This is a genomic window from Arthrobacter sp. 35W, from assembly GCF_000482545.1.
In the GTDB taxonomy this organism is placed as follows: Bacteria; Actinomycetota; Actinomycetes; order Actinomycetales; family Micrococcaceae; genus Specibacter.
The window spans coordinates 889,627-911,335 of record NZ_KI519454.1; the positions used below are offsets into that span (position 1 = coordinate 889,627).

Here is a 21,709-nt window from a genome sequence, read left to right on the forward strand (position 1 = left end):
CGGTGCCTGCGCATCAAGTAGGTACAGTGATTCTATGGTGAATCACCGACAGGCCGGGGCATACCCGCACCACTGGGAGGCCGACGTCGTGCTCCGGGACGGTGCAACCGCCCATCTGCGCCCGCTGACGGCGGATGACGCCGAGGGGCTGCAGGCCTTCCACATGGCGCAGTCGCAGAACTCCATCTACCTGCGGTTCTTCACCTTCAAGGCCAAGCTGACGCCCAAGGAAGTGCGCAGGTTCACAGAGCTTGACTACAACGACCGGGTGGCGCTGGTCATCACCCGGGGCGGGGAGATCATCGGCGTCGGCCGCTACGACCGCCTGGACAATCCCGCCGAGGCCGAGGTTGCCTTCAACATCGCGGATCCGCACCAGGGCCGTGGCCTGGGGTCCGTTCTGCTGGAGCACCTGGCCGCCGCCGCCCGGGAGAACGGGATCAGCAAGTTCACCGCGGAGATCCTGCCGGAGAACCGCAAGATGCTCTCCGTCTTCTCCGACGCCGGCTATGAGGTGCACCGGCACTTCGACGACGGCGTGGTGTCCCTCGCGTTCGACATCGACCCCACCGAGAAGTCCAAGGCGGTGATGGAATCCCGCGAGCACCGCGCCGAGGCCCGCAGCGTGGCCTCTCTGGTGGCGCCGCGCTCCGTGGCGGTCATCGGGGCCAGCCGGCGCTGGGGGAGCGTGGGCCAGCAGCTGCTGGAGCACATTGTGGAGGGACGGTTCACCGGCGGCGTGTTCGCCGTCAACCCCGAGGCGCTGGAAGTGGCCGGCATGATGCCCTATGCCAGCATCGCGGAGGTGCCGGGGCCCGTGGATCTGGCGGTCATCGCCGTCCCCTATGACGAGGTGCCGGCCGTGGTGTCGGCCTGCGGGGCCGCGGGGGTGCGCGGCCTGCTGGTGGTGACGGCCGGGTTTGCCGACGACGGCGAACGCGGGCTCGCGCGCCAGCGTGCCCTGGTGCGCCAAGCCCGGGCCAACGGCATGCGCGTGGTCGGCCCGGCGTCCCTGGGGCTGGTCAACACGCTGCCGGAGGTGTCCCTGAACGCGTCCATGGCACCGTCCATGCCGCGCCCCGGAGGACTGGGGCTGTTCAGCCAGTCCTCGGCCATCGGCGTCGCGCTCTATGCCGCCGCCAGCCGCCGCGGTGTGGGCCTGTCCACGATGCTCTCCGCCGGCAACCGTGCCGACGTCTCCGGCAATGACCTGATGCAGTACTGGGAGGATGATGAGGCCACGCGCGCCTGCGCCCTCTATCTGGAGTCCTTTGGCAACCCCCGCAAGTTCTCCCGCATCTCGCGCCGGCTGGCCCGCAGCAAGCCGGTGATCGTGGCCAAGTCGGACATGATGGGGCTGCGCCTGCCGCCAGGGCACGCCGTCCGCACCACCCAGGCGCCCGCCGGGGCGCTGGACGCGATGCTGCGCCAGGCCGGCGTCATCCGCGTGGCCACCGTGGAGGCGCTCGCGGACGTCGCGCAGATCGTGGCCGGGCAGCCGCTGCCCACCGGGCCGGGGGTGGTCGTCTTCAGCAACTCCCTGGCTCTGGGCCGCGTGGTGGCCGACGCCGCCGAATCCGCCGGGCTGCGCATCGAGGCGATAGTGGCGGACCTTTCCCTGGACACCGGCCAGTCCGTGGCCCTGCCCGCCCTGCGCCGCCAGCTGCTGGCACAGCTTTCCAGTGAAAGCGTCCACTCCGCAGTGGTCACGCTGCTGCCCGCCGTCGGATTGAGCGTGGAGTCCATTGCCACTGTGCTGTACGAGTGTTCCCAGGCCGCCGGCAAGCCCATCCTCGCCGTCTTCACGGGCATCCTGGACCCGAATGTCCACGTGGAGGGGCTGCTGGCCGGCGGCCTGCCCTGCTACTCAAACCCCGGCACCGCCGTGGCCGCGCTCGCCGCCGTCGTCCGCTATGGGGAATGGCTGGCCCAGCCCGCGCCCACCTTCGATCCGCCGGCCGGCGTGGACGTGAGCGCTGCCGCCGCGGAGCTGGAGGCGTTGATGGACGACGTCGATGCGGACGATCTGGTGCCGCTGGACGCCGGCGCGGCGCAGAGCCTGCTGGCGCACTATGGCATCCAGGTGCTGGAGTCGGTGCCGTTTGCCAGCGACGACGACGCCGTCGCCACGGCCGGGCGCCTGGGCTGGCCGGTGGCGCTGAAGACCACCGATGCGGCCCTGCGGCACCGGCTGGACTTGGGCGGCGTGCGGCTGAACATTGAGGACGAGGCCTCGCTGCGCCGCAACATTGCCAGCATGCGCAAGCTCCTGGCCCCCTACGGTGCCGTGGCCCTGGAGGTGCAGACCATGGCCGAGGTGGGGCAGTCGTGCACGCTGCGGGCCATCGAGGATGCCCTGCTGGGTCCCGTGGTCTCCTTCGGCCTGGCCGGAGACGCCGTCAATCTTCTGGACGATTGGTCCCACCGTGTGCCGCCGCTCTCGACGGCGGATGCGGCCGAGCTGGTCCGCTCGCCGCAGGCGGCCCGGAAGCTCTTCGGCTACCAGGGCCTGCCCGCGGTGAATGTGGCGGCGTTGGAGGATCTGGTGGCCCGCGTGGCGCTGCTGAAGGATGAGCATCCCCAGGTGGCGCTGGTGGAGTTCAACCCGGTGCTGGTGGGTCCGCGCACGCTGACCATCCTGTCCGCCGATGTGCGCATCGCCAATCCGGCCCGGCGCACCGACAGTGCGCGGCGGGCGATGATCTCCTAGACCGCTCGGGCGCCCGGGTTGTCCACAAGCCGGTTCGCGCGGCGGGGGCGCATCTGCGAAAATGGGGCCATGAACACCTACGGCGCTGCCACCCACCAGCACACCAACGGGCGTGCCCTGGACGCTGCCCTGCAGCGCGCGGGCTTCTACCCCCTGCTGGTCTCCGATGTGGTCAACGACGCCTTGGACGGCCGCGAACCGCTCTCGCACCTGGTGCACCTGGAGACGCATTTCGACAGGACCGAGGTGCACCGCCACATCACCGTGCTGGTGCTCACCCACGACATGCTGGTGATCACCCACGTGGACGACCAGCAGTTGGATGAGGCGGGGGAGCAGATGGTGGCGCAGGTGTCCACGGAGTCCGTTCCCGTGGCGCAGATCCGCTCTGTGGTGCTCAGCTACCTGTACTCGCAGCCGCAGAACTACAAGCCCTCGGACCCGGTCCGCGAGCTCACGCTCTCCATCGCGTGGTCCGGCGGCCAGCGTCTGGACCTGGGCCCGGCGGGCTGCGCTGATCCGCAGTGCGATGCCGACCACGGCTACAGCGGCACCATTGCCCAGGAGGACATCGCCCTGCGCATCAGTGCTGAGGCCGATGGCCTGCAGGCGGTCCAGGATGCCAAGTCCTTCGCCCGTGCGCTGCGTGCGGCCAACACCTCCAGCGCGGCCGCCCCCGCCGTCCACGAGGACGTTCGGCCCAAGCTGCCCCCCTTTGGCGCCCGTCTGGGCCGCGGATCGTCGCGGCGCTAGGACCATGTCCCTTGATGCACAGCCGGCGCTCCCGGCTGCCCCGGGCTACGGCCACGCGTCCATTGCCGATGTCCTGACCAGCAGCGCCGCAGCCGCCGGCGCCCCGGGTTTCGCCAATACGCTGCAGCTGCCCAACGCCCCGCGCGTTTGCGTGGTGCTTGTCGATGGCCTCGGCAAGGCGCTGCTCAAGCAGCGCGCCGCCCACGCGCCCTTCCTGCGCGGTGTGCTGGGCTCCGACGGCGGACGGCATCCGGCCACCATCAGCTCGGCCTTCCCCTCGACGACGGCGACCTCGCTCACCTCCCTGGGCACCGGCGTCGCGCCCGGACTGCACGGCATGGTGGGCTACGACGTGCTGGATCCGGACCAGGACAAGGTGGTCAACCTGCTGGGCCATTGGGACCCGGGGGTGGATCCGCTGCGCTGGCAGCCGTACCCCACGGTGTTTGAACGTCTGGACGGGCACCTGCCCAGCACCACCATCAGCCTGCCGAAGTTCGCCTCCTCGCCCATGACCCGGGCGGCCCTGCGCGGGAGCACCTTCGTCGGTGCCGCCACTGCCCACGCCCGCACCGAGGCGGCGGCGGAGCAGATGGCCGCGCACAAGAACATGCTCATGTACTTCTACTGGGCCGAGCTGGACAAGGCGGGGCACGCCCATGGCAGCAGTTCTGCGCAGTGGGAGCACCAGCTGGAAGAGCTTGACGCCGCCGTGAAGCGGCTGGCCACACAGCTGCCCGCCGATACGCTGCTGCTGCTCACGGCGGACCACGGCATGGTGGACGTTGCGGCCAGCGCCCGCGTTGACTATTCCGCGCACCCGGAGCTGGTGGCCGGTGTGCGGCACACGGCGGGGGAGCCGCGCATGGTGCACCTGTACCTGGAGCCGGACGCCGGCGAGGCCGTCCGCGATGCCCTGGTGGCGGCCTGGCTGGCCCGCTTCGGCAACAAGGCCTGGGTGCTCACCCGTGCGCAGGCCATTGCCGCGGGCTTCTTCGGCCCCGAGGTGCGCCCCGAGGTGGCCGGCCGGATCGGTGATGTGCTGATCGCCGCCCGCGAGCCGATCGCGTTCTACGACACGCGCAGGGTGAACCCCTCGGCGCTGGAGGTGGTGGGCCAGCATGGCTCGATCACCCGGGCCGAGCGGGAGGTGCCGCTGCTGCAGATCCCCGTGTCCGGGGCGGGCCGCGCCACGGGCCGCAAACGCCGCTAAAGACTCATCTGTGCAACAGTAAACGCTCGAAACCGGCCGGTTTCGAGCGTTTACTGTTGCACAGATGAAGGGTTAGTCGCCCTTGGTGCCGAAGACGATCTCGTCCCAGCTGGGCACGGAGGAGCGTTTTGCCTTGGCCGGGGGCTTGCGCTCCAGCCGGGCCGCCGCCTCGGAGGCAACGGGGCCCGGTCCGGGGAGGTCTGCGGCGGGAGGCGCATCGACGACGTCGACGGCGGCAGTGGTCGGTCCGGTGGTGGTGGGCACCTCGGCATCAACCGACGACGACACCGGTGCCAGCGGAGGAGCCGCCGAAATGCGGATTTCACGCGTCTCGGTGCTGACCTCGTGCAGGGCAATGCTGCTGTCCTCTTCGGGCAGCCGCGGCGCCAGGCTCAGCAGCGGGAAGCTGCGGGCCGGGCGGGCCGTCGGCTCCTGCGGGAAGGCGTCGACGGCGGCTGTCCCGGCGATGTCGGCACCGCCGTCGGGGCCGGCTGATCCATCGGCTGCCTCGTCGGCGGTGCCAGGCTCGGCCAAAGCTGCTTCAGCGGCGTCCGTGGACTGGGCGCCTCCAGCGGCGGGTGCCGCGGCGTCGTCGGCGGCCAGCCAGGGGCGCATGGGGGCCTCGGGCGTGCTCTGTGCCAGCATCAGTGCCAAAGCGTCATCCTCGTCCTCATCGACGCCCAGGCGCTGTCCACGGCGGGCGCGGAGCATGTCCAGCAGGCTGCTGGCACGTTCGGCTTCTCTGGACGCGGCGCCGGCGGCGCCGGCGGCACCGGCGGATCCGGGGACGCCGCCGTTCTCGCCGTCGGTCTCAATGTCAAAGGGGCGGTCCGCCACGGCCGCGAGGCGGCGTGCCGGCACGGGCCCGTCCAGGGGATCCAGCTCGCTGAGCTGCTGGGCCCAGCGGTTGGTGTTGGCCAGGGTGCGGCGGCTGGCGTTGAAGATCCACTGGGCCGGTGCGGGCTCGCCAATGCTGGCGGCGGCACCGCCCTGGCCGGGATCGAAGGATGCGGTGACGGCCCAGGTGCCGTCGAGCCGGCGCCAGGCGTCCCAGACCACAGTGGCCGGGTCGATGCCAAAGGCGGCCAGGCGGTGGTTGACCATTTCGTCAAGGCTGGCGGGGTTCTCGCCAAAGGCTGACCGGTAGCCGTCATGTCCGGGCAGGGCAGCCTGGACCTGGACGCGGCGCGCCTGCATGGCAATGTGGTCGCGCTCGGCCAGCACCGGGCCCTCGTAGCGCTGCACCTGCGCCAGCGGCAGTCCGGAGGAGGCGGCCACGGACTCGGCGGAGGCGCCGGCGCGGATCTGCGTCTGGATCTCCCGCGGCGACAGGCGTGTGCCCACCTTGCTGGCGGGCAGCGACGCGGCCCTGTTGGGGGTTCTGGAGGACGCGACCTTCAGGGCCTCGTCGATGCGAAGCCGGTAGATCTCACCGCCGGTTCCACTGAGGAGCAGATGTTCGCCATCGTCGTGGACACCCACCAACCGTAGATCCTGCATCAAGCCCTCCAGAGTGTTTCGTAGTACACTGACGAAACTTTGCCATTGAACGCGTCGATTTCCTAGGACCGGGGCAGGCGTGGCGTAAAGCTGTCACGGCGATTTTGGCGGGTGTTTCCGGCCGTGGGCCGCAGGCCGGCACCGGGGTGCGGCGCCGGCCCATGGATGGATCTAGGAGGCCAGTGCTGCCTTGAGCTGCTCGGGGCGGCGGGAGGATGCCAGCCAGTACGGCGTCGGATCGGAGGGATCGGTGATTTCGATCTTGACCACGGGACTGATCCAGCCGCGGATGCACAGATAGGCCAGCCCGTTGAGCTTGGTGCCGCGCTGGGCGGTGGCGTCCTCGCCGGTGAAGGATTCCACCCTGCCGATGAACTTGCGCTCAATGTGCGCCCGGCCCACCTGGAGCGAGTCCGCGGAGACCTCGATGCGCGGGGTGGAGGTGATCAGCAGCACTGCCTGGATGGCGAAGAGCACTACGGCGGTCAGGTAGCCGGCCATCATGCTGATGGGGGCCATGACCAGGATGCCGGCGCCGGAGAGGCCGGCCACGATCAGCCAGATCCAGGGGTTCGGCCAGAGCTTCTCCGAGTAGATGGGCGCGGCGGGGGACTGCGGGGAGGCTTGGGACATGCTCGTAAGCTTTCCATCTTTCGCCGGTGATTTCACCTTGGCCCCTGCCGGGCAGCTCCGCTGCCACCCAGACCACGGCAATGCGCCGGGCGTGGGCGCCAAGGTGCACCGGCTAGAGTGATCTGCTGTGACTGATCTGAACACTCCGCAGCCCGCCGATTCCTCCGCCCCGCATGACGGTGGCCCGACCCTCGTGGTGGAGCTCAAGATGCTCGACGCCGGAATCGAGCCCCCCAGCTATGCCCACCCCGGGGATGCCGGCGCCGATCTGCGCACCCGCATCGACCTGGTGATCGCTCCCGGTGAGCGCGTCCTGGTCCCCACCGGCGTCTCGATGGCCCTGCCCTTTGGCTTCGTGGCCCTGATCCACCCCCGCTCCGGTCTGGCCACCAAGCACGGCCTGACCATTGTCAACGCTCCGGGGACCGTCGACGCCGGCTACCGCGGCGAAATCGCCGTCACCTTGCTCAACACGGACTCGGCGCACAGCATCGTGCTGTCCCGTGGCGATAGAATTGCACAGCTGGTCATTCAGCGTGTGGAGCACGCCCACTTTGTGGCCGTGGACGCCCTTGAGGACTCCGTCCGTGGTGCCGGCGGATTCGGTTCCACCGGCGGATTCACGTCCGAGCACGCACCCCGCTGATTGCGCCGGGCCCCTTGGGTCCGTGCATGGCACACAACTCTTAAGGAGAACAGGGCAACATGGTTTTCGGTTTCGGCAAGAAGTCCAGCCAGGAGCAGAACGACGACGCGGCCGCAGAGGCGCAGAACGCAGCTCCCGGAGCCGACGGCGGCGCCGCTGCGCCGGGCCCGCTGCAGCCGGCGGACCCCTCCGATGTGGCGTACGACCGCTCCGTGCACGGGCCCTTCGACGCCGATGAGATCTCTGGCGTGGATGGCTACGTGGACCTTGGCGCCCTGTTGATCACCCCGCGCGAGGGCCTGCAGCTGCGCCTCGAGGTGGAGGAGCGCACGCAGCGCGTCATCGCCGTAACGCTGGACCTGGATGGCTCCAGCCTCCAGCTGCAGGCATTCGCCGCACCGCGCTCCGAGGGCCTGTGGGAGGACATCCGCGAGCAGATCGGCTTGTCCGTGGGTTCGCAGGGCGGCAGCATCGAAACCCTTGACGGCACCTTCGGCAAGGAGGTGCTGGCCAAGCTGCCCGCCGAGGCAGCCGACGGCAGCCGTGGCTACCGCGTGGCCCGGTTCATCGGCGTCGACGGTCCGCGCTGGTTCCTGCGCGGGGTCTTCGGCGGATCCGCCGCCATGGACCGCGATGCGGCGGCCGACCTGGAGCAGCTGTACCGCTCCACCGTCGTCGTCCGCGGCGATTCGCCGCTGCCCCCGCGCGATCTGCTGGCGCTGCGCCTGCCCAAGGACGCCGTGGCGGACGCCACCGGACATGTGGCAGCGGACCATCCGGCACCGGCCCAGGGCGGGGAGCCCTTCCGCCGCGGCCCGGAAATCACCCAGATCGGCTAGAGCCATGGCCATCCCGCAGGACAAGTGGCCCGAGGCCACGCCCATCTGCGACCTCCCTGTGCGGGGCCGCGCCGTCTGCGGTGGGTTCATCGACTCCGTCACCATCCTGCCGGCAGCCCTGGCGCCGCAGTTTTCGGCCATCGTCACGGACCGGGACAAGTACGACCACGGCGCCGCCAAGGCTGGCGAGAACCACCGGGTGCGCCTGGTGTGGCTGGGCCGTCGGCGGGTGCCGGGCATTGTGCCGGGCGTGCGGCTGCGCCTGGAGGGCATGGTGTCCATGCGCGACGGGCTGCCCACGATCTTCAATCCACGCTATGAAATCATCGGCAAACAGGAGTCCTAGTTGAGCACCCCGAGCACCACACCCCCTTCGCAGCCGGAGAAGCCCACCCTGGCCTCCGTGGCCCAGGAGTTGGCGGCCAAGGCCGCGCTCGAGCGGACCAAGGAGGGCCACATCGACCTCCTCAAGGCCGCCGGCGGCTGGCGCGGCATTGCCGAATCGGTGCTGCCGGGCCTGGTGTTCCTGGTGGTCTTCACCCTGAACCGCGAGCTGCTGCCCGCGTTGGTGGCCTCCGTGGTGGCGGCCGCGGTGTTCGTGGTGGCCCGGCTGGTGCAAAAGACGCCCATCACCCAGGCCTTTGCCGGCATCGCCGGCGTCGCCGTGTCGGCAGTGCTCGCGCAGACCACGGGCAAGGCGGAGAACTTCTATCTGTGGGGCTTCGTCACCAATGCCGGGTACATCCTGGCCATGGTGGCGTCCATCCTCGTCAAATGGCCCGTGATCGGGCTCCTGTTCGGCTACGCCCGCAATGAGGGCCTGCGCTGGCGTGCCGATGCCGAACGCCGCCGGGCCTATGCCGCGGCCACGTGGATCATCGTGGGTGTGATGGCCCTGCGGCTGGCCGTGCAGTTCCCGCTGTACCTGGCCGGGCTGGTGGACGCCCTCGGCGCCACGCGCCTGATCATGGGTGTTCCGCTGTACGCGCTGGGGCTCTGGGTTGCCTGGCTCATCAGCCGTCCAGTGAAGGCCGACGACGGCGAGACAACCGCCGGTTCCTAGCAAGGACTCCGCCGCCCGTTCCCAACTGAGTGACAGGTATCTCACGTTCCGGGCACCGGAACGTGAGATACCTGTCACCTAGTCGGTCTGGCGGTTCCGCTTGGTGGGGGAGAGCAGGGTGCGCAGGCCGTGCTCGGCGTCGATCGTTGAGACGAAGAACAGCTCGTCGCCGCTCTCGATGACGTCGTCGGAGCTGGGCGCGATGGGCGCTTCGTCGCGCAGGATGGCCACCAGCGTGGCATCCTGGGGCCATTCGACAACGCCCACTGTGCTGCCGATGAGATGCGAATCGCTGGGCACGGTGAACTCCACCAGCGAGGCAACGCCTGTCTGCAGCGTCAGCAGGCGCACCAGGTCGCCGATCTCCACCGCCTCCTCCACCAGCGCCGTCATCAGGCGCGGGGTGTTCACGGCGACGTCGACGCCCCAGGAGTCGTCGAACATCCAGTCGTTCTTGGGGTTGTTGACCCGGCCCACGGTGCGGCCCACGCCAAACTCCGTCTTTGCCAGCAGCGAGACCACCAGGTTCACCTTGTCATCGCCCGTGGCGGAGACGACGACGTCGGCCTCGTCCAGCTTGGCCTCGCGCAGGGTGCTGATTTCGCAGGCATCGCCCACCAGCCAGCGGGCGCCGCGCAGTCCGCTGCGGCCGATCACCTCGGGCTTGGGATCGATCAGCAGGATCTCGTGCTCATGGGAGAGCAGTTCGCGGGCAATTGAACAGCCCACGCTGCCTGCCCCGACAATGACGACTTTCACTCGGACTCCTTCGCGGGGGCACTGGCAAGAATGCGGGTGATCTCGGCGTCCTCGGCCACGCGCAGCATGACGTGGACTGTGTCGCCCTGCTGGTAGCTGGTGTCCTCGGCCACCAGCATGCCCTCGCCGAAGCGGGTCAGGTAGGCAACCCGGCAGCGGGCTGCACGCTCGATGTCCATGATGTGCCGGCCGATCCAGCCCGGATGCAGCGTCACCTCGGTGAGGATCAGGCGCCCTGAGGGCTCGCGGAAATCGCCGGAGATGTTGGCCTCCGGCAGGATGCGGCGCAGTACCTGGTCGGCGCTCCAACGCACGGCGGCCACGGTGGGGATGCCCAGGCGCTGGTAGATCTCGGCGCGGCCCGGGTCGTAGATGCGGGCCACCACATGCTGCACGTGGAAAGTCTCGCGGGCTACGCGGGTGGCCAGCACATTGGAGTTGTCGCCGCTGGACACGGCGGCAAAGGCGTAGGCATTTTCAATGTCCGCCTGCTTGAGTGTCTCGCGGTCGAAGCCCACGCCCGTCACACGGCGGCCGGAGAACCCGGTCCGCAGCCGGCGGAAGGCGCGGTCGTCCTGGTCAATGATGGCCACCGAATGCCCGGCATCCTCCAGTGTGTGCGCCAAGGTGGCGCCGACACGGCCGCAGCCCATGATCACAAAATGTGCCACTGATGCTCCTCTAGCTGCCGGCGCCCGCAGGGGCGTGGACCGGCATGGTGATAAGTCCGACTGTGGACATTATCAGCTTGCGGGCCGGTCCATACCAATTGCCAGTCCTTTGCCCAGCCCTTGTCCACACCGTGTCCGCCAGGGCCGGTGGCGATGTCCATTGATGAAGCAGTGCTCCGCCGTCATGACATTGCCCCGCGGAACGGCTAGCGTTACCCGCGTGCTGACATTTTTCAACGCGTTCAAGCGCGTGCTGGTTGGTCGTCCCTTTCGGAACGACAAACTGGCCCATACCCTGCTGCCCAAGCGGATAGCCCTGCCCGTTTTCGCCTCCGACGCCCTGTCCTCGGTGGCCTACGCCCCGGATGAGATCCTGCTGACCCTGGCCCTGGCCGGCGTCGCCGCGGTGACCATGGCGCCATGGGTGGGCATCGCCGTCATGGTGGTCCTGCTGACGGTGGTCGCCTCCTACCGGCAGAACGTGCACGCCTACCCCTCCGGAGGTGGCGACTATGAGATTGCCAACGTCAACCTGGGCAAGTTTGCCGGGCTGACGGTGGCCTCGGCCCTGCTGGTGGACTATGTGCTCACGGTGGCGGTGTCGATGTCCTCGGCCGCCAACTACCTGGCCACGGCCGTTCCCGGCATGCACGGCACCCAGGCCTGGATCGCCGTCATCGGCGTCGTGGTGCTGGCGCTGGTGAACCTGCGCGGCATCAAGGAGGCGGGCAGCGTCTTTGCCGTGCCCACCTACATCTTCATGTTCTGTATTCTGGGCATGACGGCGGTGGGCGTGTTCAAGGCCGTCAACGGCACGCTCGGCACGGCCGCTTCGGCCGCCTTTGAGATCGTCCCCGAACCCGGTTTTGAATCCGGGCTGGTGGGCCTGGCCGGCGGCTTCCTGCTGCTGCGTGCCTTCTCCTCCGGTGCAGCGGCCCTGACGGGTGTGGAGGCCATCAGCAATGGTGTGCCCAACTTCCAGAAGCCCAAGAGCAAGAATGCCGCGACCACGCTTCTGCTGCTCGGGGCCATCGCCGCTGCCATGCTGGCCGGCATCCTCTTCCTGGCCCAGGCCACCAAGGTCCACATTGTGCTGGATCCGCACCGGGAGTTTCTGCTCAACGGAGAGCCGCTGCCCGAGGGCTACGTCCAGAACCCGGCCATCAGCCAGATCGCTGCCACGGTGTTCGGCAGCGGCTCGGTCGCGTTCTTCCTGATCGTGGCCGCCACCGGTGTCATCCTGGTCTTCGCCTCCAATACGGCGTTCAACGGCTTCCCGGTGCTGGCCTCGATCCTGGCCCAGGACGGCTACCTGCCCCGCCAGCTGCGCACCCGCGGCGACAGGCTGGCCTTCAGCAACGGCGTATTGGCACTGGCCCTGGGTGCGATCATTCTGATCGTGGCCTTCAATGCCGACGTCACCAAGCTGATCCAGCTCTACATCGTGGGCGTGTTCATCTCCTTCACGGCCAGCCAAATCGGCATGGTGCGGCACTGGGGCCGCGAGCTGCGCAGGGTCAAGGACAAGCATGCCCGGCGACTGATGCTCCGCTCGCGCACCATCAACGCCGTAGGCTTCTCCATGACGGCGACGGTGCTGATCATCGTGCTGATCACCAAGTTTGAACAGGGTGCCTGGATTGCCCTGCTGGCCATGCTGGTGCTGTTCCTGATCATGTGGAGCATCAGGGCCCACTACGACAATGTGGCCAAGGAGTTGGCCGTCGAAGATGACGCCTCGGCGCGGGCACTGCCCTCGCGGGTGCACGCCGTCATTCTGGTCTCCCACGTGCGCAAACCGGTCCTCCGCGCCCTGGCCTTTGCCCGCGCGTCGCGCCCGTCCACGCTGGAGGCGATTACAGTTGACATCGACGCCACGGAGACGGAACGGACCGTGGCGGATTGGGACAGGCTGGAAATTCCGGTGCCGCTGACCGTGCTGGCCAGCCCGTACCGGGAGACCATCACACCCATCATGAACCACATCACGGCCATGCGGCGGGACTCGCCGCGCGATCTGATTGTGGTCTACATCCCCGAATACGTGGTGGGCAAGTGGTGGGAGCAGCTGGTGCACAATCAGACGGCCCTGCGCATCAAGACCAGGCTCCACTTTGAACCCGGAGTGATGGTCGCGAGCGTGCCCTGGCAGTTGAAATCGTCCAAAGATGCCCAGAAATACCAGGAATTGAGTTCATGACCCCCGTGCTGCCCCAGGCAAACACCGCCGCGCCCACCGCCGATCTGATCGTCACCGTAGGGCCGGTGGCCCATGGCGGCCACTGCGTCGCGCGGCACGAGGGCCGGGTGATCTTCGTCCGCCACGCCCTGCCCGGCGAGGTGGTCAAGGTCCGCCTGACCGACCACGAGGAGGGCGCCAGCTTCTGGCGTGCCGACGTCGTCGAGATCCTTGAGCCCTCCGCCGACCGCGTGCCGCATTTCTGGCCCGAGGCCGACGCCGTTGCCGCTGGACGGCGTGGCAAGCTGCCCGTGGGTGGTGCCGAGTTCGGCCACATCAGCCGCAATGCCCAGCTGGCGCTGAAGGAGGCCGTGCTGCGCGAGCAGCTGCAGCGCCTGGCCGGGATCGACGCCGAGTGGATCGCCGCCCGTGCCGGCATCCTGGACGCGGGCGTGGAGGACATCGACGCCAATGGCACCGAGGCGCAGCAGGCGGGCCTGGGCTGGCGCACACGCGCTGCCTTCGCCGTCACGCCTTCCGGCAGGCTGGGCATGCACGCCCACCGCTCCACCCAGATCGTGCCCGTGTCAGTGATGCCGCTGGCCGTGGATGCCATCAACGAGCTGCGCCTGTGGGAGATCGACCTCACGGGCATCTCCCGCATCGAGGTGGCGGCCCCGGCCAACGGTTCGGTGCCGCTGGTGCTGCTGGCCCCCGGCGAGGAGCTGGGGGAGAAGGCCGCAGGCCTGGCCCTCAAGCGCGTCTCCAATGCCATCAAGGCCGCCGCCACCGGACCCGTCTCCGTGGCCGGGTGGAACCCCGAAAGCGGTGCCACCACGGTGCTGGCCGGCCGCGGCTGGGTCTCCGAAACCGCAGCCGGACACGAGTTCCGTGTCACGGGTGCCGGCTTCTGGCAGATCCACCGCCAGGCCCCTGCCGTCCTGACGGACGTTGCGCTGGGCTACCTGTCCGACGGCGGCTTCCTGGCCCCGGGCGCCGGCGTTGCCGACCTCTATGCCGGGGCCGGGCTCTTCACCGCCCCGCTGGCCGACGCCGTCGGCGAGACCGGCACCGTGCTGTCCGTGGAGGGCTCGGCCGGCACCAGCCGCGATGCCCGCAAGAACCTCCACGCCGCGCCGCAGGTGTCCATCACGCAGGGCCGCGTGGAGCGGGTCCTCTCCGACGCCCGCCGCAGCTTTGACGCCGTCGTGCTCGATCCGCCGCGCGCCGGCGCCGGCAAGGCAGTGGTCCGCCAGCTGGCGGCCACCGGCCCCCGCGCCATCGCCTACGTCTCCTGCGACCCCGCCTCCTTCGCCCGCGACCTGTCGTACTTCCGCAACAACGGCTGGGAGCTGGCCGCGCTGCGGGCCTTCGATCTGTACCCGCACACCCACCACCTGGAGACCGTCGCCCTGCTGACGCCCGGGGAGCGCCGTTGACCAAAGACCTCACGAGGAACAAGCCACCGAGGTCTTCCCGCATCCTTGCGGCCCGTGCCGCCGCCCGCCATGAACGGCTGGCGGCGGCGCGGGCGGCCCTGGCTCCGCTGGACGCGGAGCTGCTGGCCGCCTTGGGGCTTGACGCCGGCCAAGTGGGGGAGCGCACGGCCGCGGAGCTGACCAATGAGGTCTCGCACGAGAGCAGCCGCAGCGTCTGGGCCATCATGCGCGCCAACATCTTCACGCTGTTCAACGGCGTGCTGGGCGCCTGCCTGGTGGTGGTGCTGCTGGTGGGCGATCCGCGGGACGCCCTCTTCGGCTTCATCGTGCTGGCCAACGCGGCCATCGGCGTAGTGCAGGAGTACCGCGCCAAACGCACCCTGGACCGTCTGGCGGTGCTCCATGCACCCCGGGCCAGGGTGCTGCGCGGCGGCGAGGTGGCCGAGCTGGCCGTCGGCGCCGTGGTGCACGACGACGTGCTGGTGCTGCGCACCGGCGACCAGGTCCCCGCCGATGGACTCCTGCTCGCCGGCGAGGGGCTGTCTGTGGATGAATCCCTGCTGACGGGGGAGTCGGACCCGGTGGAAAAGCAGCCCGGGGACGAGGTCCTCTCCGGCTCGGCCGTGGTCTCCGGCCACGGCACCGCCCGGGTCGTCCGGGTGGGCGCTGAGTCCTATGCCAACAAGATCACCGCAGAGGCCAAACGCTTCTCGCTGGTGAACTCGGAGATCCGCAATTCCATCAACCGGATCATCCTGTACATCACCTGGGCCCTCATCCCGCTGGTGCTCCTGGTGGTCAACGGCCAGATGCAGGCCCACGGTGGCTGGATCGAGGCCCTGGCCTCCGGTGCCTGGCGCACGGCGGTGGTGAGCGCCGTCGCCTCCATCGTGGCGATGATCCCCGAGGGGCTGGTCCTGCTGACCTCCATCTCCTTCGGGCTGGCCGCCGTGACGCTGGCCCGCCGCCAGGTGCTGGTGCAGGAACTGCCCGCCGTGGAGGGCCTGGCGCGCGTGGACATGGTCTGCCTGGACAAGACCGGCACCCTGACCGAGGGGGAGATCGTGCTGGTGGACCAGCAGGTGCTGCCCGCCCCGGTGCCCGCCGCAGCGGAGGGGTCCGCCTCTGCGGCCGACGCCGGGGGTGCCGCAGCCGTGCAGGGATGGGAGTCCGTGCTGGCCTGGATCGGTGCCGACGCCAATGCCAACGCCACGGCCGCCGCGCTCACAGCGGCCTTCACGGCGCCGCCTGCCGTGGCGCCGTCGGCCCAGCTGCCCTTCAACAGCGCCCGCAAGTTCAGCGCCGTCGCCTTCCCCGCGGCACCCGGTGCACCCGCCGGCCAATGGGTCTTCGGCGCCCCGGAGATGGTGCTCACGCCCGATCATGGGCGCCACGCCCATGCCCTGGAACGGGCCGCCGCCATCGCTGCCACCGGACACCGGGCGCTCATCCTGGCCCACTCATCGACGACCGATGCCGCCGACAACGACAGTCTGGTGGCCGGCGTGCTGCCGGTGGATCTGGTGCCGGCCGTGATCGTCACGTTCAGCGAGAAGGTCCGGCCCGACGCGGCCCAAACGTTGTCATATTTCCGCGAGCAGGGAGTCCAACTGCGGGTGGTGTCCGGCGACAATCCGCTCACCGTGGCCGCCGTCGCCCGCCAGGTGGGCTTCGAGAACGCCGGTTCCGGCTACGACGCCCGGCAGCTGCCCCAGGACCTTGAGGGGATCGGGGAGGTGCTCGAACGCGAGCACGTACTGGGCCGGGTGACCCCGGAGCAGAAGAAGAGCATCGTGCTGGCGCTGCAGCAGCGCGGCCATGTGGTGGCCATGACGGGCGACGGCGTCAACGACGCGCTGGCGCTCAAGCACGCGGACATCGGCATCGCCATGGGCTCGGGCGCCGCGGCCACCAAGGCCGTCTCGCGGCTGGTGCTGCTGGACGGCCAGTTCTCCCGGATGCCCGGCGTCGTCGCCGAGGGGCGGCGGGTGATTGCCAACGTCGAGCGCGTGGCCAACCTCTTCCTGACCAAGACCTCCTACGCTGTCATCATCTCCCTGGTGATAGGCATTGCGCTGTGGCAGTACCCGTTCCTGCCGCGCCAGCTCTCTATTGTGAGTTCGCTGACCATCGGCATCCCCGCCTTCTTCCTGGCCCTGCTGCCCAACAAGCGCCGCTACCAGCCCGGCTTCCTGCGGCGTGCGCTGATGTTCTCCGTCCCGGCCGGTGCCATCGTCAGCGCCTGCATTTTGGGCGTTTACGCCTTTGCCCGGGCGTTCCCCGATCCGGAGCTGGACGACGCCGGCGTCGTCGCCGCATCGCAGACGGCCGCCACCATGACGGTGCTGCTGGTGGCGCTGTGGGTGCTCGGCGCCCTGGCCCGCCCGTTCGACAGATGGCGGGCGCTGCTGGTGGGGGCGATGGTGCTGGCGCTGTCGCTGATTCTGGCGATCCCCTTTGCCCGCGACTTCTTCGCCCTGCAGATACCCTCCGGGGGGCTGCTAGCGGCTACGATGGGCGTAGTTGTGCTGGGCTGCGCCGGCATCGAAATCCTGTACCGGACCCTGAAGAAACATGGGGCCGTGTCCGAACGCGAGTAAGGCATCCCTTACTAGCGGGTAGGTGCCTGCGTGGCAAAGATAAAGCTGTGGCGAGAGGAGTCCAATTATGACGAATGTGGACAGTTTTGGTTCAAAGGGTGTACTTAATGTCGCCGGAACCGATTATGAGATTTTTCGGCTGAATTCCGTTGAAGGTGCACAGAACCTTCCGTTCAGCCTCAAGGTGCTGCTGGAGAACCTCCTGCGCACCGAAGACGGTGCCAACATCACCGCAGACCACGTGCGCGCGCTGGCCGGGTGGAACCCGGATGCACAGCCCGACACGGAGATCCAGTTCACCCCGGCCCGCGTGATCATGCAGGACTTCACGGGCGTGCCCTGTGTTGTGGACCTGGCAACCATGCGCGAGGCCGTGAAGGAACTCGGCGGAGACCCCACGCGTGTCAACCCGCTGGCTCCGGCCGAGATGGTCATCGACCACTCCGTGCAGATCGATGTCTTCGGCAACTCCGGCGCCGTCGAGCGCAACATGGAGATCGAATACCAGCGCAACGGTGAGCGCTACCAGTTCCTGCGCTGGGGCCAGACCGCCTTCGAAGACTTCAAGGTCGTCCCCCCGGGCATGGGCATTGTCCACCAGGTCAACATCGAGTACCTGGCCCGCACCGTCATGACCCGCGAGGTTGATGGCAAGCTGCGCGCCTACCCGGACACCCTGGTCGGCACCGACTCCCACACCACCATGGTCAACGGCCTGGGCGTGCTCGGCTGGGGCGTTGGCGGCATCGAGGCCGAGGCCGCCATGCTGGGCCAGCCCGTCTCCATGCTGATCCCGCGCGTCGTCGGCTTCAAGCTGACCGGCTCCATCCCGGCCGGCGCAACGGCAACCGACGTCGTCCTGACGATCACCGAGCAGCTGCGCAAGCATGGCGTCGTGGGCAAGTTCGTCGAGTTCTACGGCGAGGGCGTTGCGGCTGTGCCGCTGGCCAACCGCGCCACCATCGGCAACATGAGCCCGGAGTTCGGCTCCACTGCCGCCATGTTCCCGATCGACTCCGTCACCATCGACTACCTGCGCCTGACCGGCCGCTCCGAGGACCAGCTTGCCCTGGTTGAGGCGTACGCCAAGGAGCAGGGCCTGTGGCACGACCCGTCCGTGGAGATCAAGTTCTCCGAGTACCTGGAACTGGACCTCTCCACCGTGGTTCCGTCCATCTCGGGCCCGAAGCGTCCGCAGGACCGCATCGAGCTGACCAACGCCAAGTCCCAGTTCCGTTCGGACCTGAAGAACTACGTTGCAGCCGACGCCAACGCCGAGGGCAACACGGTTGACGAGTCCCTGGAAGAAAGCTTCCCGGCCTCCGACGCCCCGTCCTTCACCCACCCGGACAACCACACCCACGAGACCGAGCGCGCAGTGGTTTCCGCCGCAGCGAACGCCAACGGCCGCGTGTCCTCTCCGGTGCACGTGAAGAACTCCGAGGGTGTCGAGTTCGAGCTGGACCACGGCGCTGTGTCGATCGCCTCGATCACCTCCTGCACCAACACGTCCAACCCGTCCGTGATGCTGGCCGCCGCCGTGCTGGCCCGCAACGCCGTCAACAAGGGCCTGTCCTCCAAGCCCTGGGTCAAGACCTCCGTTGCCCCCGGCTCCAAGGTAGTCACCGACTACTACGAGAAGTCCGGCCTGATCCCGTACCTGGAGAAGCTTGGCTTCTACACCGTGGGCTACGGCTGCGCCACCTGCATCGGCAACTCCGGCCCGCTGGACACCGAGATCTCCGCGGCCATCCAGGACAACGACCTCTCCGTGACGGCTGTGCTTTCCGGCAACCGCAACTTCGAAGGCCGCATCAACCCGGACGTCAAGATGAACTACCTGGCCTCCCCGCCGCTGGTCATCGCCTACGCCCTGGCCGGCACCATGGACTTCGACTTCGAAAACGATGCCCTGGGCCAGGACGAGGCCGGCAACGACGTCTTCCTGAAGGACATCTGGCCGAACCCGGTGGAGGTCCAGAACGTCATGGACGCCTCGATCGACCGTGAGATGTTCACCAACTCCTACGCCACCATCTTCGATGGCGACGACCGTTGGAAGGCTCTGGACACCCCCGAGGGCGACACCTTCGCCTGGGATCCCAAGTCCACCTACGTGCGCAAGCCCCCGTACTTCGAGGGAATGAAGGCAACGCCGGACCCGGTCAAGGACATCGCCGGCGCCCGCGTGCTGCTCAAGCTGGGCGATTCGGTCACCACCGACCACATCAGCCCCGCTGGTTCGTTCAAGTCCGAGACCCCCGCCGGCCAGTACCTGCTGGCCAACGGGGTGGAGCGCAAGGACTTCAACTCCTACGGCTCCCGCCGCGGCAACCACGAGGTCATGATCCGCGGTACGTTCGCAAACATCCGCATCAAGAACCAGCTGCTGTCCTCCTTCAACGACGGCGCCGGCGTCGAGGGTGGCTTCACCCGCGACTTCACCGTCGACAGCGGCCCGCAGGCCTACGTCTACGACGCCTCGCAGAACTACCAGGCCGCGGGCACCGCGCTGGTGGTCCTGGCTGGCAAGGAGTACGGCTCCGGTTCCTCCCGTGACTGGGCTGCCAAGGGCACCGCCCTGCTGGGCGTCAAGGCCGTCGTCGCCGAGAGTTACGAGCGCATCCACCGCTCCAACCTCATCGGCATGGGCGTCCTCCCGCTGCAGTACCCGGCCGGCCAGAACGCCGAAACCCTGGGCCTGACCGGCACCGAGGTCTTCGCGATCGAAGGCGTCACCGAGCTGAACAACGGCACCACGCCGAAGACGCTCAAGGTCACCGCCACGGCCGAGGATGGCACTGCCACCTCGTTCGACGCCGTGCTGCGCATCGACACCCCCGGCGAGGCGGACTACTACCGCAACGGCGGCATCCTGCAGTACGTGCTGCGCCAGATCTCGGCGTAGGGCCCCGGTAAGACAGCCGTGGCTGTACAAACGCTGTCTGTTTTGCAGGGTGCGCTGAGATCGTCTCGGCTGCATAGTCTGAATCTGTAGGCATAGCCACACAGTAGGGCCCCGGCCCGTCCATCGGATTTCCGATCGGCGGGCCGGGGCCCTTCTGCGTTTGCCCGCTGGATCCAGCCCCTGCTCATGGCCGAGGCGCAGCTTTGTTCCGCCAACCGGGGCCATGGCGGCAATAGTGCTCTATGGTCGAAGGAACGGTACGTGCCACGAGGACAGACGACTGGACTCGCGCGGCGCCGGCAGTGCATGGAATCGAGCCGATCGTGGCCACCAACCCCACGCCGCAGTCCCAGGGCCCGGACAGCCCGTTCCGCCTTGGCTCCGGTGCGCGGAGACACCTCGGCTGGATAGTGTTGGGCTCGATGGCCGCTGGCCTCCTCGCGGCTCTGGCATTCGCCGCCGCACCCTTTGTCCCGTTCCGGGAGGGCAGCATCACTGGTGCACTGCTGTGCGGATTCGCGCTTGGCTGGGCATTGTTGGCCGTGCTCTCGGCACGGTTCACCGAGGAGCCACAGCGGTGGGCCTGGGCTCCTGCGGTGTTCCTGGGCGGGTGCGGCCTGCTTCTTCTCCTGTTCGGCTCCCCGGTCCACGGGGTGCTGAATTGGGTGTGGCCCCCGGCCCTGTTGGTCGTGGTGGTCTGGATGGTCGTCCGGGCCCGACGGCGGCTGCTGAGCCGGAGCAGACGGCTGCTGCTCTACCCGGTGGCGGCGCTTTTGGCCCTTGTGTCGGTGGCCGGCGGCTGCGAGACGGTGCTGGAAGCTGTGGATGCCAGGGCCCACCCGATGGCCGGCCAGCTGGTCGACGTCGGCGGGCACCGCCTGCACCTGGACTGCACCGGCTCGGGAAGCCCCACGGTAGTGCTCGAACCCGGGGCCGGTGAGATGTCCTCGGTTCTCGGGTGGATAGCGCCGGCTGTGGCCAGCGGCACCCGGGTCTGTGTCTATGACCGCGCCGGCCGGGGCTGGAGCGAGCCCGCCGACACACCACAGGACGGCGCGCAGATTGCTGCCGACCTTCACACCTTGCTGCAGCGCGGGAACGTGCCAGGTCCCTATGTGCTGGCGGGCCACTCCTTCGGCGGTCTCTACGCACTCGCCTTCGCGGCCCAATATCCAGATGACGTGGCAGGAATGGTGCTGGTGGACTCCACTGCACCGGCCGCGCACCCTGGACCAGCACCGCCCCGGAGTGCAGGTTCGTACGACCTCCCGGGCCGGGTCTCCATGGTGATTTCAACCGCGGCCCGCCTTGGTCTGGGCCGCCTCTACGGCCAGTTGGACTACGGCAGCCTGCCGCCGCTCTCCCGGGATGAGGCCCGAGCCAGCAGTGCGACGGCAAGCCAACTGCGCAGCACCATCGACGAGTATGTCCAGGGTGGATCCTCGGTGGAGGAGGCTGCAGCCCTTCGTGGTTTTGGCGGCAAGCCGTTGGTCGTCCTGAGTGCCGGCAGTGGAAGTGCCGCCGGCTGGTCCGCGGCGCAGAACGCCCTGGCCACCCTGTCGACCAACAGCGTGCATCGTACTGTCGAGGGCGCCACCCACGCATCGCTGGTCTCGGAGAAGGAGGATGCGGCCGCCACCGCTCAGGCGATCCTCGACGTCGTCTCATCCTTGAGGAGCGGGGTGCCGCTGGATCGGTGAACCGGAAGGACGGGCGGCATCTGGAGTCGCGCGCACAACGGCAGGCGCCCGCCGTTGGCAGGGGCACGGTTCGGCAGGCGATAGAGTTGTAGGTTG

Annotated in this window: 16 protein-coding genes; 12 read left to right on the forward strand and 4 right to left on the reverse strand. The window is 68.7% G+C overall.

Going from position 1 to position 21,709, the window contains the following annotated elements:
- The first annotated feature begins 34 nt into the window (after positions 1-34).
- From K254_RS0103780 to K254_RS21615, 3 genes are all read left to right on the forward strand, one after another.
- Positions 35-2,710, forward strand: a complete 2,676-nt coding sequence (locus tag K254_RS0103780; RefSeq protein ID WP_026554256.1) for a bifunctional acetate--CoA ligase family protein/GNAT family N-acetyltransferase — start codon at positions 35-37, stop codon at positions 2,708-2,710.
- A gap of 69 nt (positions 2,711-2,779) precedes the next feature.
- Entirely contained in the window at positions 2,780-3,463 is a 684-nt protein-coding gene (locus tag K254_RS21610; protein ID WP_051388772.1) for a DUF5998 family protein, read from the forward strand.
- Positions 3,464-3,467: 4 nt separating this feature from the next.
- Entirely contained in the window at positions 3,468-4,676 is a 1,209-nt protein-coding gene (locus tag K254_RS21615) for an alkaline phosphatase family protein (RefSeq protein ID WP_035748962.1), read from the forward strand.
- 72 nt (positions 4,677-4,748) lie between these two features.
- Here K254_RS21615 and sepH read toward each other — a convergent pair whose 3' ends face one another.
- Positions 4,749-6,176 (reverse strand): septation protein SepH, encoded by a 1,428-nt coding sequence (gene sepH / locus K254_RS0103795; protein WP_026554257.1) that lies wholly within the window; start codon positions 6,174-6,176, stop codon positions 4,749-4,751.
- Positions 6,177-6,347: 171 nt separating this feature from the next.
- Positions 6,348-6,809, reverse strand: coding sequence for a DUF3093 domain-containing protein (locus tag K254_RS0103800; RefSeq protein WP_026554258.1), 462 nt, complete (start codon positions 6,807-6,809; stop codon positions 6,348-6,350).
- Positions 6,810-6,936: 127 nt separating this feature from the next.
- On the opposite strand from K254_RS0103800, the gene dut reads away from it, so the two are divergent.
- The 4 genes from dut to K254_RS0103820 are packed head-to-tail and all read left to right on the forward strand — an operon-like array spanning position 6,937 to position 9,357.
- Complete coding sequence (gene dut, locus K254_RS0103805) at positions 6,937-7,455, forward strand: dUTP diphosphatase (protein ID WP_026554259.1); 519 nt, start codon at positions 6,937-6,939, stop codon at positions 7,453-7,455.
- A 59-nt stretch (positions 7,456-7,514) separates the two neighbouring features.
- Positions 7,515-8,294 (forward strand): DUF3710 domain-containing protein, encoded by a 780-nt coding sequence (locus K254_RS0103810; protein ID WP_026554260.1) that lies wholly within the window; start codon positions 7,515-7,517, stop codon positions 8,292-8,294.
- A 4-nt stretch (positions 8,295-8,298) separates the two neighbouring features.
- Positions 8,299-8,640, forward strand: coding sequence for an OB-fold nucleic acid binding domain-containing protein (locus K254_RS0103815; RefSeq protein WP_026554261.1), 342 nt, complete (start codon positions 8,299-8,301; stop codon positions 8,638-8,640).
- Positions 8,641-9,357 (forward strand): DUF3159 domain-containing protein, encoded by a 717-nt coding sequence (locus tag K254_RS0103820; RefSeq protein ID WP_026554262.1) that lies wholly within the window; start codon positions 8,641-8,643, stop codon positions 9,355-9,357.
- A 78-nt stretch (positions 9,358-9,435) separates the two neighbouring features.
- Here the strand turns inward: K254_RS0103820 and K254_RS21620 are convergent, their stop codons facing one another.
- Both K254_RS21620 and K254_RS0103830 read right to left on the reverse strand, forming a co-directional pair.
- Complete coding sequence (locus tag K254_RS21620) at positions 9,436-10,116, reverse strand: potassium channel family protein (protein ID WP_035748966.1); 681 nt, start codon at positions 10,114-10,116, stop codon at positions 9,436-9,438.
- The gene (locus K254_RS0103830; RefSeq protein WP_026554263.1) at positions 10,113-10,787 is read right to left on the reverse strand and encodes a potassium channel family protein; all 675 of its coding nucleotides are present in this window, start codon (positions 10,785-10,787) and stop codon (positions 10,113-10,115) included. The genes K254_RS21620 and K254_RS0103830 overlap by 4 nt, the downstream gene beginning before the upstream one ends.
- 184 nt (positions 10,788-10,971) lie before the next feature.
- Here K254_RS0103830 and K254_RS0103835 point away from each other — a divergent pair, with 184 nt between their 5' ends.
- From K254_RS0103835 to K254_RS21625, 5 genes are all read left to right on the forward strand, one after another.
- The gene (locus K254_RS0103835; protein WP_081709869.1) at positions 10,972-12,987 is read left to right on the forward strand and encodes an APC family permease; all 2,016 of its coding nucleotides are present in this window, start codon (positions 10,972-10,974) and stop codon (positions 12,985-12,987) included.
- On the forward strand, positions 12,984-14,405 hold the full coding sequence (locus tag K254_RS0103840) for a class I SAM-dependent RNA methyltransferase (protein ID WP_035748968.1): 1,422 nt from the start codon (positions 12,984-12,986) through the stop codon (positions 14,403-14,405). Before K254_RS0103835 ends, K254_RS0103840 begins: the two co-directional genes overlap by 4 nt.
- Positions 14,402-17,005, forward strand: coding sequence for an HAD-IC family P-type ATPase (locus K254_RS0103845; protein ID WP_026554266.1), 2,604 nt, complete (start codon positions 14,402-14,404; stop codon positions 17,003-17,005). Before K254_RS0103840 ends, K254_RS0103845 begins: the two co-directional genes overlap by 4 nt.
- Positions 17,006-17,072: 67 nt before the next feature.
- Positions 17,073-19,913: an aconitate hydratase gene (locus K254_RS0103850; RefSeq protein ID WP_026554267.1), complete on the forward strand. Its 2,841-nt coding sequence runs from the start codon at positions 17,073-17,075 to the stop codon at positions 19,911-19,913.
- A 323-nt stretch (positions 19,914-20,236) separates the two neighbouring features.
- Positions 20,237-21,613, forward strand: a complete 1,377-nt coding sequence (locus tag K254_RS21625) for an alpha/beta hydrolase (RefSeq protein WP_196810861.1) — start codon at positions 20,237-20,239, stop codon at positions 21,611-21,613.
- Positions 21,614-21,709 lie beyond the last annotated feature (96 nt).

What these genes read in the sequence shown, in the direction of transcription:
- K254_RS0103850 (WP_026554267.1), top strand. Translation starts at nt 17,073, where the DNA reads ATGACGAATGTGGACAGTTTTGGTTCAAAGGGTGTACTTAATGTCGCC.
- K254_RS0103780 (WP_026554256.1), top strand. Translation starts at nt 35, where the DNA reads ATGGTGAATCACCGACAGGCCGGGGCATACCCGCACCACTGGGAGGCC.
- K254_RS21610 (WP_051388772.1), top strand. Translation starts at nt 2,780, where the DNA reads ATGAACACCTACGGCGCTGCCACCCACCAGCACACCAACGGGCGTGCC.
- K254_RS0103810 (WP_026554260.1), top strand. Translation starts at nt 7,515, where the DNA reads ATGGTTTTCGGTTTCGGCAAGAAGTCCAGCCAGGAGCAGAACGACGAC.
- K254_RS0103800 (WP_026554258.1), bottom strand. Translation starts at nt 6,809, where the DNA reads ATGTCCCAAGCCTCCCCGCAGTCCCCCGCCGCGCCCATCTACTCGGAG.
- K254_RS0103815 (WP_026554261.1), top strand. Translation starts at nt 8,299, where the DNA reads ATGGCCATCCCGCAGGACAAGTGGCCCGAGGCCACGCCCATCTGCGAC.
- sepH (WP_026554257.1), bottom strand. Translation starts at nt 6,176, where the DNA reads ATGCAGGATCTACGGTTGGTGGGTGTCCACGACGATGGCGAACATCTG.
- K254_RS21615 (WP_035748962.1), top strand. Translation starts at nt 3,468, where the DNA reads ATGTCCCTTGATGCACAGCCGGCGCTCCCGGCTGCCCCGGGCTACGGC.
- K254_RS0103835 (WP_081709869.1), top strand. Translation starts at nt 10,972, where the DNA reads ATGACATTGCCCCGCGGAACGGCTAGCGTTACCCGCGTGCTGACATTT.
- K254_RS0103840 (WP_035748968.1), top strand. Translation starts at nt 12,984, where the DNA reads ATGACCCCCGTGCTGCCCCAGGCAAACACCGCCGCGCCCACCGCCGAT.